The organism is Kineothrix sp. MB12-C1, from assembly GCF_030863805.1.
Taxonomy (GTDB): Bacteria; Bacillota; Clostridia; order Lachnospirales; family Lachnospiraceae; genus Kineothrix.
Genome location: NZ_CP132957.1, coordinates 2,316,811 through 2,329,462 on the forward strand (window position 1 = coordinate 2,316,811; position 12,652 = coordinate 2,329,462).

A 12,652-nucleotide genomic window follows, 5' to 3' on the forward strand; every position below is an offset into this window, starting at 1 on the left:
AGGAAGTCAGTGACAAAATATATAGCGGCTTATAAGGGAGGAAAATCAGAATGGAAACACCGGTAATAAGAAAACGAAAGAAGGTGAAGCCTTTGCCTATCGTTATAATTGCTGTCATCCTGCTCGTGATTGGAACCGTGCTTTATCTTTTTACCCCATTTGGCTTTTGGAGTGTTCCCCTGGAGGGAGAATGCCAGGTGAAAATAACGGTGAATAATACAGAACTGACAGCTACCATGGAAAACAACACCTCTGCACAGGCGTTTCGTCAAATGCTCAGGCGAGGGTCTCCAGGTCGATATAAATTACGTTCACGCTGTCATCAATTTCGGCATAGGAGAACCTGTCCTGATTGGACCGCAACCGCAAATAGCCGTATCTCATATTAGCAAAGGTTTCATCGCATTGAAAGTGCGGCCGTGTGCTTTCGCTAATCCAGTTTGATGAACAAGCCTTTTTCCGTCATACAAGCCGTTGATGAGGCATGCAATGAAATAGGTATCTGCATGAAAACATATAGATTTGAACGTAGAAAAAGATTAAACACATCGATTTTAAATTATATACTATGTTTCTCTTGACAACATATACCATACTTAATAAACTGAATATATATTCAGTGAAAAGAGGTTCAGTATATGGGCATTCGAGATGATCAAAGAGAAAAAAGGTATTGGGAGATTCTTTCGGCAGCACTTGATTTGTTTATAAAAAAAGGATATGCTGCAACAAAAGTCACGGACATTGCCAAGGCGGTTGGCATGAGTACGGGGCTTTTGTTTCATTATTTTAAGTCCAAGGAAGCGCTTTATGAAGAGTTGATTAAAATCGGAATTTCTGGCCCGGATAACGCGCTGCCAACAGAAGAGGACGAGCCATTGTCCTATTTGCAAAACACTGCAGAATCCATATTCAGCGGTTTGAAAGAACACCCTTTTGCGGCCAAAATGTTTGTTTTGATGGGTCAGATATACTACACCGAATCTGCGCCTCAATCGCTTAAAGACGATGTTATGGCACTGGATATTTACACTTCCACCATAGATTTAATGAGTCGTGGTCAGCAGCGAGGTGTGATTCGCGATGGTGATCCTTACGCATTGAGTATTGCCTATTGGAGCGCTATTCAAGGTATCTGTGAGCAAATGGCAGTATTGCCGGACGCACCCTGCCCTAAAGGTGAGTGGATTGCGGATATGTTTAGGAATAGAGTAAGGAATTGATGAAAGTAGTAAAAGCGATCTTAGTTAGCCGAAAAAATAAAAAAACAATTAGTGAATAGTAGCAAAGCCTTTTCTAATAAATTACGCAAAGTCGTTATGAAATTGGCTATATGCATAGAATCTTTTGGAGGTATTCCGCCTTTTACGTCACCCCAAAACCAGGATTGGCTGTTATTTGAGCATGTAAACCGACTAATTCAAGCAATCGCTTCAGAGTAGCGAGGTACATAGTATGATGAATACATATTCCAACATAAAAATCGCCTATTATTCTGGCACCGGCGGTACAGAATTAGCGGCAAAGAGTTTCCAAAGCCGATTAGAAACAGAGGGCTGTATATGCACCATTGAAAAGATAACCGATGGAATGGATCATGACCAATGTGACCATGGTTTGCTTCTCTTGCTGTTTCCGGTCCATGCATTCAATGCACCAGATGCAGTTTACAAGTGGATTGATGGATTGGATACTGTAAAACGCATTTCCGCGGCTGTAGTCTCAGTTTCGGGAGCTGGAGAGGTTTGTCCTAACACAGCCTGCCGAGTCAGCAGTATCAAGCGGTTAACAAAAAAAGGCTACCATGTTTTATATGAAAGAATGATTGTCATGCCCTCCAACTGGGTTGCACCTGCACCGGGTCCATTACCCTATCTGCTAATGCAGGCATTACCAAAAGCCGTTGCTCAAATCACCAGCGATTTACTGCTGGGTATCTGTAAAAAAAGCAAGCCATTTTGGTTTGACAGAATTTTTTCTATGATGGGAAAACTGGAAACCTTCGGTGGACACTACTGGGGTAAGCGGATAAAGGTATTGGAGCACTGTACAAAATGCGGATGGTGTGTAGGGCACTGCCCTTCCGGTAATATAACTATGTTAAATGGAAAACCAACCTTTGCTGATCAATGTCATTTCTGCCTAAAATGCATCTATGGCTGTCCAAGCAAGGCCTTAGAACCGGGAACCTGTAAATTTGTTGTCATTCAAGAGGGTTACTGCTTGCAGGATATTTCAAAAAAACACCCACAAGATCCTCAGATACCTGTTAAAGATTTGAAAGCAGGACTTTTTTGGCTAGGGGTTAAGAAATATCTAGTGTCTTTAAGCAGCAATCAGGGGGGGAACAAGTGATTATGTTATACAAAAAGTTTTCTTTTTTAACAATTTGTATGGCTACTATACTAGTAATTGGTTTGATCTCTGTCTTAGCATGGTCAGCAGAAACAAGCGAACCTAGTCAATCTAATCAGGAAAAATCCCAGGTTACATTTACCGATAATAATCAATCCTTTATTTTTGAGAACGTTGAGTTGTCCTATTATGATAATGGCCACCCGTATTTGCATGATATTAAAACAAACAATACGGATAAGACAATAACTGGAATCCAGTATGGAATGTTGGGTTATGATGCGTCTGGCAAGCCGTTAAAGTTACAGTGGAATTTTCTGGACTCTTCATCTGAAAGCACCTATGAGTACTTGGTAAAAGAGGAACTCGATCTCTTGCCGCAACAGACCTATAATGCCACGGGTGGTTGGTCCTTGTATGACAGTGAAAAAATGGACTGGCCAGAGATAGAAAATGCACAGCCGAACAATGTAGCATACGCACTATATCAGATAAAAGAAATATCATTTGAGGACGGAAGCGTATGGAAGAATTCAGAATACAGTAATTGGCTGGAAACATATAAGGGAAAAACGGTGGAAGTTTTGGTGCTGGAAAGCTTTTATCCGAGTAAATATAAAATCATGCAATGATAAGGCATAACGTGCAATTGCTGGTGCAATCTTAATGAACTAATAATATGGAGGTACATTTATGCAGGTGGTTAATTTAATCGATGAAGTCAATAAGAATTCGGAACTATATGTCTACAAAAAAATAGGACTGTTAAACGAGCATGTTCTTAGTGTTGTGCAAGTAGAAAATCGTACATTAGACTTTCATGTGCATGAGCATTCGGATGAATTGTTTTACGTCATCGAGGGCAGCTTTTATTTAGAAACCGAGGGGCAGAAAACGAAAGTCAACGTGGGGGAATTTGTGATTGTCCCTGACTTATATGAGGACTAGCTCCTCTTGCTTTTGATTGCATCGTAACCGAGTACCTGTTGAACTTCATATCTTTTTCTGTAGAAGAGGTTAGAGATGATTTTTGAGAATTTAGAACAAAGAATAGCGCAGGCTTATATCCATTTGCTTCCACCGTTTGTTCCTGATGATCATGGGAGTGTAAGTGTGGGCGAACAAGAACAGTTCTATATTACAATAAAAAAGCTATATCAGTTAGCTTTTGACGAGCCATTGCTTTTTGTCGCATCCCTTCATGAGGATGATGCTTATCCCGGGTTTATTAAATCTTCGTATGGCAAGCCTGAATTGCAGGTTAATATGAGAAAATTTAGTAAAACGATTGATATGCTACTGCAAAATATGTTTCTCATGGGCCAGGGCTCTCAGGTGAAATGGAATAAGAGGCAAAAAGCAATCCTCTCCAGGCTCGGCATTAACGATTTTGCAAATCTACCTGCCGCCTGGATTTGGCTGTCAACCCGTCCTGACAGTAACTTAACCGAGTTTTCATTTTGCTTATTCAATAAAGAGTACCCGTACACTTCCGACATCTATGCATATCTGCTTGGGGAAAAGGCATTTCGCAAACTTGAAAACTGGATGATTGGACAAGGATATAGAAGATTTGATAATTACAACATCACGGCCAGTGACTGCAAGCTGTCCTTGACTTACGCAAACCCTATGTGGAGCAAAGATCGTCCAACCGGCGGATTTGAATATAAAATCAGGCATACAGGCATATCGGCACGATATGACTCCTGTTTTGAAAATCCTGTTGTTTTTGGTTTGTGCATACCAAATGGCTTGAAAACATACTTGAAGGCTTTTGATTCAGCAAATACCAATATAAAAAACTTTATCATAAAGCACACGAAAAAATGTGACGGATGTAGATATTGTGTGCAGACCGATCAAACAGGCACACGCTCACTTGCCGTAATCAAGGTTGTTCATGAAGGCGAAGAGTATGACTTATGCCCTTATTTTCCAGGTTATGGTTATCGTTGGCACAGTATCAACAACGAACTGGCTGAACAGTTGATAGAAATGCTAGGATTTATGGACAAGCTTTACAAGCATTCAAATAACCGCTGTAAGAATGTAATGACGAACGACTAAGGGAGATAAAATGGCATATTTAACAAAAAATATCCAAAGCGAATCCACACTCATGATGCTGATTGGGCACGCATTTCCGGAAAGAATGCTTAAAGATCTGCATGAGCTGACAGAAGGTTATTTTAATATCGCTTATGAAGTTTCTTTTGAAGATGGGACGAAAAGCGTCCTGAAGATAGCACCTGACCCCAAAGTAACGGTCATGACCTATGAACAAAATATCATGGAAGCGGAAGTGTGCTCGATGCGGTTGGCAGCGCAAAAAACCAATATCCCATTGCCGGAAGTGGAGTTTTACGATCCATCCTGCACGCTTTGCAGTTCCCCCTATTTTTTTATGCAGAAATTAAATGGGAAAAGCCTGTCTTCTCAGAAGCCATTGTTGACTTCCGGGCAAGTAAGCCATATTCATTTTCTGGTAGGTTCCTTGAATAAAGAGATTAACCGGATAACAAACGGCAGCTTTGGGTATCCCGGGAAAACGGCTCTTCAAGGGAAAATCTGGTTTGATGTTTTTGCTGAAATGCTGAGAGCCGTCATACTGGATGCCGAGAAAGAAAGCATTGACCTGACTATTTCCTCAAGTGAGCTGTTCGGATTACTGGAGCAAGATAAGGGAATATTCAAAAGCATCGTAACGCCCCGTCTGGTTCATTGGGACATATGGGACGGCAATATCTTCATTGAGGACGGAAAGCTTACAGGTATAATCGATTGGGAGCGCTGCCTGTGGGGTGATCCGCTCATGGAAGTGGGATTCCGGTCCTACGCCCAATCGGCTGACTTTTTGAGGGGATACGGAATTGAAGAATTTGCGGAAGAAGAAAAACGGAGAATTGTTTGGTATGATCTCTATTTGCTCATGATTGTGGCACAGGAACCGGTTTATCGAGGGTATGAGACGGCAGATGCCTATCACTGGGCAACCGCATTATTACGTGAGAAATATACAGAGCTGCAAGAAGCATCTTCTTGCTAGATGTTAGCGTCATGTTACAGAAGGTATCAATTCTTTATAGAAGCCGTTTTTATAAAGATCATATTTTGGAGGGCGGTTTATGCAGAAGGAACTTCAAATCGTATATAATGTTCGGTATTTAAGGATCATAAGTAAAACTATAATATAAAAATCACAGGAGAAACGGTATGGATTATAAGGAAAAAGTAAAATATTTTTACGAGCATGTTACTTCCAATCATTTAATTAGTGAAGTTCCTGACTATGTATCCGAAGAGTGTGTGATCCGATTAGGAGACAAAACAATACCTGTTGGGGTATCGGGTATGCAGCAGCACATGATTGAGGTGAGGACGACTTACCCCGATCTAAAGATGAGTATTACACGCCAATACTGTGATGGTAGCTTTGTTATCTCTGAGTTTATTATGGAAGGAACCCATAAGGGAGAATGGTTGGGTATGAAGCCCTCCGGCAAAAAGTTATGCATTACTGGTGTGAATGTTGATAAAGTGATAGACGGAAAGATTATGGAACACGGTGGAGCAGCCAATACCTTTGAAGCCTTGTTTGAAGCCAGGATCATATGTCCGGCTTTATAAAACTTGATTAATGAAGGAGGTACAGGATGAAACTGGGAGCAACTTTATATATAAAAAATACCATTGAAGCTGTAGCACTTTACACAGAAGCCTTTGGACTGACCTTGGGATACCATGAGAAATTTCCGGAGGGCACATTTATGCATGCATCATTACTTAGAAACGGACAGGAAATATTTGCTGTCAGTGAATCACATAATGATAACTTTGTTAATATCATGCTCACATCATCATTAGAAGGATCACGCCCAACTATGAGCTATGGGATTAACTTTGAGAGTGAAGAAGAAGTAAAAAGGGCATATGAGATGTTAGCGAAGGATGGAACGGTGCTATTAGAACTGGGTTCACTTCCTTGGAGTTCCTGCTGTGCTGATGTCGTTGATAAGTATGGCGTATATTGGTATATCGCAGTATAGAAAAAAGTGCGCATGGAGGGAATAGAATGCTTATGAAGATACCAACCAATGAAGAAATGATTTCTTTAATTGGTCAAGCATTATTTGATGTATGGATAAAGCTCACCGATTTAATTGAAGCAAAATACGATATGGAACGTCTTTGGAACAGCGGTGGGAAAAGATGGACCTATGAGTATAAGTATCGCAGGGGTGGCAAAACCTTATGTGCCTTATACGCAAAAGAAGCTGTGTTTGGCTTCATGATTATTTTCGGTAAGGATGAAAGAGTTGAATTTGAGACCGATAGAAACAATTATTCCGTAGAAGTACAACGTATTTACGATGAATCTACCACCTATCATGACGGTAAGTGGATGATGTTTGAATTGACTGATACTTCCCTGTTTTCTGATATGGAAAAGCTTTTACAAATTAAGCGGAAGCCAAATAAAAAGTAATATAGCCAAGCACCGGTTATATCAACTATGGACCATAGAGAGATTTCTGTAGTCATATAAAAAGTGGTGTTTAAGAAATAAGCAGGCGAAATTTGGAAGATAATATGGCAAAAAAAGAATTGACAATGGAACAACGGAAGTTAGACGTGGATCTATGAGCTATTGCTCTTATTTCTTTTGCGGTACTTGGAATTTACATTGCCTTTATGCTGTTCACCAAACAAATCACAAGCTACTTGCCCTTTCAATCTGTTTGGACAACTCAAGAAGTATTATCAAGTGGTTTCCCGGTAAATGTTGTTGGGATGCTGATACCCCCCCTTGCTTGGGGCTTCTTTGAGGGCTTCAATTATGTAGTAATCAGTGATAAAATTAACCGGCGATATCCAAGTAAGAATAGATGGCTCAATTGGGGAGCTATTTCCTGTGCTGTGTATCATTATCCATGGCGCAATCGGCGTGACTGCCGAAGGTATTATTGAAATGCTAACTATATTTATGATTGTGTATGGTATGCTGATGGTAAAGGAATACACTGGAAATGCGTGGGGCTGCGTATTTATCTTTGTTTTTTTATGGAATGCCTTTTAAAAAGAAACATTTAAAAAATATTTGCAAATTTGAGTCTGTACGACTAACGAATGGAGATACCGACTATGTGAGATGTAAATTATTGACGAACAATCTGTACCTCTCTTATTCTGATATGATAAAGAGAGGATAGCCTTAGAACCCTTTTAAACTAATAGGAGGTGTATTAGAGAATGGATAAGATGGATTTGTAAGCAGTTTATATAGAACGGCTGAATGCACTGCTGCCCACGTTGGATTTTAAGGAGCTGGATCGTTCCCGCAATATCCAGGACAATATGTATGCTAAGGAAGCCCTGAAGAAAATGCACGATTTATTTGTAGAAGTTTACGGAACAGATGATCTGGATTACGGCGGTTATAAGTTTGTTGATGAGTCGGCGGTTATAGTAGGACGTAACACAGGGCATATGGGACTTGGAATCGTGACGCTTGACCTGCAATCCTCTGGAGAGCATTGCGGTACCTTTTTTCTAACGCCAAAGGGTATCATTGATCAGGGATTTGACGAAATGAAGCCTGCAGATTCCAAATATCTGGCTGACGTTTATGTTCCCTATGATTACTGGTACACCGTATGGACAACAGTTATGTATTATGAAGATGCAAATAATATAGTGCTTAATATTGATTTAGAATAAGAACTACTCCAGAAAGGAGAGATGAAAAATGGTATTGTCAGAAAAACTGAAGAGTCTCATACAGAGTATTGCTACAACGCCAGAGTTCTGGAAAATCAATTATTACTTACGATCAATGAAAAAAGCACCACACGGCGGTGTCTTTCATATTGGATACCCTAACACATTTTTAAAATATCACTCCGTACCCACATATCTGTTTTTTACGCCTAATGCTGAAATCCCGGCTCCTGTGTTGGATACAGCTGATAAATTTTTCGTGCGATGATTAATGCTGCAGATGTTGATGCTGAAGAATTATTGCGGTATTGTCTAAGTATTGACCCGGATGATCTAGGGAACCCTCATAATGGAAGTCGGATGTATATTGCAACTTGCGGTAAGATAATCACTTACGTCGGACGCAACGAGATGGAGCATATGGTCGCTGCTTCTAACGCCATCGAAGGAAAAATAGGCTATTTGGACAACTTCCATATTGATGAAGAAAGCCTTGTTTTTCTCTTTATTTTCACGCTTATGGAAAGCTTTGCTCACAGGATTCATGATATAGACGAAATCGCCAATTATGAAAAACTGATACTGCCTATTGATAAATATGGCCTGAGTGATGTGACAGATGCGGAATTTGAGCGGCAAAGAAACCATAGTACATTTCGATCCTCAAACGTTACATAAAATCTTTGTTTACATCAAGCGTGGAGCTGATGAAACTGGGGCGGAGTTCTACCATGTAAATGTCGAACAACTCTGGAATCCTGATATATTTGCAGATGCTGAGTACGTAATCATGACTAATTACATTCACGGGACATACTATCCCGCGCATGAAGCATTTGAACATATAGATTTTTCGATAAACCAGTATGCTAGAGAAATCTTTGAAGCTAAATGTATTATTTTATCAGAACAATTTTTTTCCGTTTAAAATATCTATGCCAAGCTCTTTGGCTACACTGGTTTGTTTAAATGGATTTATTTTTTCTACCACACCATCACGTTTGAAAAGGGAACCTGTATTTTTTAGCCAAAATGTTACATCTGCTTTTACACATTGATCCCGAATATTAAGTACCCAATCATAGTCACATATACGGGATTCTCGCCCTGTTTCGCCACCAACAGTCACATGGTCTACTCCACGAAGATACGGTGTCAAATCTATCTTTTCTAAGAGTGGGGCACAAGCGATGAACCGTCTCTTTATCGGATAAGATAAAAAGAGTGGCAGTCTGTAATCAGCTAATGCTTGATTTTCGACAGTACAACCAATATTCACATTGTCATAGCCTGCACCCCAATCGGGTGGAAGTGATACGAGAAAACGGTCAATTCGCTTTGTTAAAATCAAGAAATCAATATCAGTTCTTTCCTTGATGATAGCCCAAATGTCTTTACGCCACTCGTCTGCTTCTGGCAGGAAAAAGTCAGTCGCAAAACAGGTTGGAAGAATTTTGTTGCCTTTGATATTGTATTCGCCCTTGGCATTTTTCCTTGCGGGCCAATCAAATTTATCTGTTTTTTGTATTGTGCCTTGACCATAGCGTTTTGCATACGGCCCATAAAAATAGCAATTTGTACAGCCATCACTTATTTTGTAACAGCCTGTCCATGGCTCCCAGTTCATAGTGTTCCTCCTCTTGGATGGGTGAAGCCGATGATAGCAGAAACGCAGCCGCTTGTCAAACGCAGCGTTTGAACGTCACCGTCTGTGCCTTCATGGAGATCTTACCCACCTCGTAGCCGTAGGCAGGCAGCTCCTTCTTGAAGGTTAAAAAGGCGTGGTCGATGGGAAAGCCCAGAATCTGTTCAATCTCGGCATAGGTCAGTGCGAAGCTGTTCTCCGTGCGTTGACCTATCGCCTTCCAAAGCGGTTCATATTTACTCATTGTCCGTCTCCTCCGATCTTGTTTGGAATAAAATAGCGGCTTTGATTTACCAAAGCCGCCGTGTATCACATACCAAAGCCTAACGCATACTGTTTTACAACCTCAAGAGGGAACATTGTGCGTGTAGCAACTTCTTCTGCCGACATGCCTTGATTAAAAAAGCGTTTAATAACCGTGGTCATGTCCTCTGCAATTTCTACAATGTGCTTATCGGGGTCATATACCCGAATGTCACGCTGTCCCCACGGGTATTCTTTGATTTCGTGTACCCATTGCAAATTGGATATGCTTTTCATTTCGGCATACACTTTGTCTAAATCGTTCACTTCAAAATAGACTTGAAAGTTATGTGACTGCACTTTCACACTATCATCCGCCAAGCCAACAAGTTCAGCATATCCTTGTTGCAGCGAAAAGCCCTCAAACGTCACATGCACACCAATATCCATGACCGCATTTTGATGAAGTACCTTTTCATAAAAGTGTTTCGATGCGGCTATATCCTTAACCGCCAAAAGACAACCTTGATATTTCATTTTTCAATCCTCCTTTACCGAGGATATTGTATCGTATATCTCTGTGCCGTCATAGTAAAAATCGGACATTGTTTTCAGATAGTCTTTGGGCGAAACACCACTAATTGCCTTAAAATCTTTATCGAAATGAGCTTGGTCGAAATAGCCAGCTTGTTGTGACAATGCCGCAAAAAAGCAGGGCGATTTTTGAATGTGCTTTAATACATAATTAAAGCGGGTTAAACGTGCAAAGTCCTTAACATTCATTCCAATTTGTGTGTGGAACAAGCGGTTTAGCTGCCGTTCACTATAACAAGATAGTCTGGCAATCTCTTTCACTTGTAGCTGTCCATGATTATCAGAAATCGCTTTGGTTGCCAATAGCAAAGCATCTGAAACAACATGATGTTCCATACGTTCGTATAAAATTTCCTCGCAAGCGTTTGCTAAGTCGGTTACAGTTTTTGATACTGCAAAAGCATGATGCAATAAACGGAACAACTCGTTGTCGATGTCCACAAGCGAAAGGCGTTTGTCTGCAAATTCCGCTTGGTTTTGGCGTGTGATTTGATACAACCCATAGGGGGAAAGCTGGATAAGCATTAAAACATTATAACTATTTGGCTCCGTGCCTAACAATATGGGGGTGAGGGACGCTCCCCATAGTTCAGCAATGACTGTATTTCCATCGAAAGCAAGCGACAATGTTCCGCAAGCGTTAGGCATAAGCATATAATGCTCTGTAAACATATCCTTTGATGGAAATACGATGTTATAATATTGAACATATTTTCTCAACTCAATATGTGAGGGGAACATATTAAATTGCTTGTCATATTGTAAAATCAAATTGTTCCCTCCTTTGGTCAGCTACAACGTAGCGTGTTTATACTTTGTAATGTGACATATTGTTGTCGTATTAGAATTTTTCTTTAAAAATCATATTTGCTTCACATAATTTTTGTATCCGTCTTTCTGAGATGCCCCATTTTTTTTAAGCAGTTTTTACAGAAATGTAATCCATGTATTCAACTTCCTTTCGTCAAAATAGTATATAGTAATTATATACGGATTGACGAATGATAGCAAATAATTATACACTACTTAATATAAAAATGTACTTCGTTCAAATATCGTCACCCGAAATGTAAAATGATACGGGGTAATATTAAAATATAGCAAGACGAAAGAAAACTTGATTTCAAGCCAATAGGTATGGCGATAAAAAAAGCTCGTGAAGCAAAAGGGTTGGATTTTATCAAATAAAGTTGGAAGTTATGAAGGAGAGGATATGAAAAAATTACTTGTTTATTTTGATTATTGGGTATTTATAGCAACAACCTTAGCAATCGCCGGAGTGTTTTATGAAGGTATGGAATTAAAATGGTTTAGTATTGTAGGTGTGTTTATACTGCTAATGGATTATTCTTTCATGGTGGCGACAGTTATTCACATATGGACAGAAAGAAAAAACAAATGGCTGTTACTACATATTTTTTCGGCAGCGATGATATTGACTGCGATTGTGATGAAACTGATGAAAATAGAATATCCAACAATTACACTGGTTTTCTGGTATTTTTATATTTGGTTTTTGTATGGAATGAAGATTGTAAAATGCCGAGTAGACAGTGGTAAAAAATATGAAGATATTGGGGGTAAATATGAAGTGTAATATTGGTGGTCAAAATTATCTTTTAGTCTCTAATCCAATAAAGAATACAAAAACAAGGGAAGAATAATTTCGAATTATTGATATTTCACTGTCAAAAGATATGCCAACTGAAGTTGGCGAATACAATGAGTAACTTGTGAGAAAAATAATGGAAAGTGCCAAGATAAAGCATTTGGCACAATATTTTGGTGCTTGGAGCACTCGCAAAATTACATAGAGACGCAATTTTGACTTCGTGGTGTCGATGGCTGAACTGTTACAAAAATTTGCCATAGAGTTTAGGATGGAAATATTGAGATTATCTGCCCTTGGGTTTATAATAGGTAGGACGATGGGGGGATAATAAATGAAAGGAAAAATAAAGGAGAATTTATCTTGGACATGCTGATGAAAAAAGCTATTTATGAGTCTTATTTTATTTTAACAGAAATTAATATGATTGAGTAAAATCCGATATATAAATCAAAGATACAGAAAAATAATAAAAGTTAGGAAAA

At 39.5% G+C, this 12,652-nt stretch carries 18 protein-coding genes; 14 read left to right on the forward strand and 4 right to left on the reverse strand.

The features are described 5' to 3' along the window. Nucleotides 1–50: 50 nt before the first annotated feature. The 13 genes from RBB56_RS10865 to RBB56_RS10925 all read left to right on the forward strand — a co-directional run bounded on the left by RBB56_RS10865 (nt 51) and on the right by RBB56_RS10925 (nt 8,754). Nucleotides 51–389, forward strand: coding sequence for a hypothetical protein (locus RBB56_RS10865; RefSeq protein ID WP_306718973.1), 339 nt, complete (start codon nt 51–53; stop codon nt 387–389). 249 nt (nt 390–638) lie between these two features. After that, entirely contained in the window at nt 639–1,223 is a 585-nt protein-coding gene (locus tag RBB56_RS10870) for a TetR/AcrR family transcriptional regulator (protein WP_306718974.1), read from the forward strand. 232 nt (nt 1,224–1,455) lie between these two features. After that, the gene (locus RBB56_RS10875) at nt 1,456–2,355 is read left to right on the forward strand and encodes an EFR1 family ferrodoxin (RefSeq protein ID WP_306718975.1); all 900 of its coding nucleotides are present in this window, start codon (nt 1,456–1,458) and stop codon (nt 2,353–2,355) included. A gap of 2 nt (nt 2,356–2,357) precedes the next feature. Further along, nucleotides 2,358–2,987 carry a DUF5780 domain-containing protein gene (locus RBB56_RS10880; protein WP_306718976.1) on the forward strand — a complete coding sequence of 210 codons (630 nt, stop codon included), beginning with the start codon at nt 2,358–2,360 and terminating at the stop codon, nt 2,985–2,987. A 61-nt stretch (nt 2,988–3,048) separates the two neighbouring features. Then, nucleotides 3,049–3,303, forward strand: a complete 255-nt coding sequence (locus RBB56_RS10885; protein ID WP_306718977.1) for a cupin domain-containing protein — start codon at nt 3,049–3,051, stop codon at nt 3,301–3,303. Nucleotides 3,304–3,378: 75 nt separating this feature from the next. Continuing rightward, complete coding sequence (locus RBB56_RS10890; RefSeq protein WP_306718978.1) at nt 3,379–4,425, forward strand: hypothetical protein; 1,047 nt, start codon at nt 3,379–3,381, stop codon at nt 4,423–4,425. 10 nt (nt 4,426–4,435) lie between these two features. Next, nucleotides 4,436–5,404 (forward strand): phosphotransferase family protein, encoded by a 969-nt coding sequence (locus RBB56_RS10895; protein WP_306718979.1) that lies wholly within the window; start codon nt 4,436–4,438, stop codon nt 5,402–5,404. 167 nt (nt 5,405–5,571) lie between these two features. After that, nucleotides 5,572–5,985 (forward strand): ester cyclase, encoded by a 414-nt coding sequence (locus tag RBB56_RS10900; RefSeq protein ID WP_306718980.1) that lies wholly within the window; start codon nt 5,572–5,574, stop codon nt 5,983–5,985. Between the two features lie 26 nt (nt 5,986–6,011). Next, nucleotides 6,012–6,404, forward strand: a complete 393-nt coding sequence (locus tag RBB56_RS10905) for a VOC family protein (protein ID WP_306718981.1) — start codon at nt 6,012–6,014, stop codon at nt 6,402–6,404. Nucleotides 6,405–6,430: 26 nt separating this feature from the next. Then, the gene (locus RBB56_RS10910) at nt 6,431–6,844 is read left to right on the forward strand and encodes a DUF3788 domain-containing protein (RefSeq protein WP_306718982.1); all 414 of its coding nucleotides are present in this window, start codon (nt 6,431–6,433) and stop codon (nt 6,842–6,844) included. 363 nt (nt 6,845–7,207) lie between these two features. Beyond that, the gene (locus tag RBB56_RS10915; RefSeq protein ID WP_306718983.1) at nt 7,208–7,435 is read left to right on the forward strand and encodes a hypothetical protein; all 228 of its coding nucleotides are present in this window, start codon (nt 7,208–7,210) and stop codon (nt 7,433–7,435) included. 233 nt (nt 7,436–7,668) lie between these two features. Next, the gene (locus RBB56_RS10920; RefSeq protein WP_306718985.1) at nt 7,669–8,076 is read left to right on the forward strand and encodes a hypothetical protein; all 408 of its coding nucleotides are present in this window, start codon (nt 7,669–7,671) and stop codon (nt 8,074–8,076) included. A 264-nt stretch (nt 8,077–8,340) separates the two neighbouring features. Further along, nucleotides 8,341–8,754, forward strand: a complete 414-nt coding sequence (locus tag RBB56_RS10925) for a hypothetical protein (RefSeq protein ID WP_306718986.1) — start codon at nt 8,341–8,343, stop codon at nt 8,752–8,754. 226 nt (nt 8,755–8,980) lie between these two features. On the opposite strand, the gene RBB56_RS10930 is transcribed toward RBB56_RS10925, so the two are convergent. From RBB56_RS10930 to RBB56_RS10945, 4 genes are all read right to left on the reverse strand, one after another. Next, the gene (locus tag RBB56_RS10930) at nt 8,981–9,703 is read right to left on the reverse strand and encodes a DUF5131 family protein (RefSeq protein WP_306718987.1); all 723 of its coding nucleotides are present in this window, start codon (nt 9,701–9,703) and stop codon (nt 8,981–8,983) included. 55 nt (nt 9,704–9,758) lie between these two features. Then, nucleotides 9,759–9,965, reverse strand: a complete 207-nt coding sequence (locus tag RBB56_RS10935; RefSeq protein WP_306718988.1) for a hypothetical protein — start codon at nt 9,963–9,965, stop codon at nt 9,759–9,761. 65 nt (nt 9,966–10,030) lie between these two features. Continuing rightward, entirely contained in the window at nt 10,031–10,501 is a 471-nt protein-coding gene (locus RBB56_RS10940) for a VOC family protein (protein ID WP_306718989.1), read from the reverse strand. Nucleotides 10,502–10,504: 3 nt separating this feature from the next. After that, nucleotides 10,505–11,329, reverse strand: coding sequence for a helix-turn-helix domain-containing protein (locus RBB56_RS10945; RefSeq protein WP_306718990.1), 825 nt, complete (start codon nt 11,327–11,329; stop codon nt 10,505–10,507). 442 nt (nt 11,330–11,771) lie between these two features. Between RBB56_RS10945 and RBB56_RS10950 the strand changes: the two genes are divergently transcribed. Next, nucleotides 11,772–12,155 (forward strand): hypothetical protein, encoded by a 384-nt coding sequence (locus tag RBB56_RS10950; protein ID WP_306718991.1) that lies wholly within the window; start codon nt 11,772–11,774, stop codon nt 12,153–12,155. The last annotated feature ends 497 nt before the right edge of the window (nt 12,156–12,652 follow it).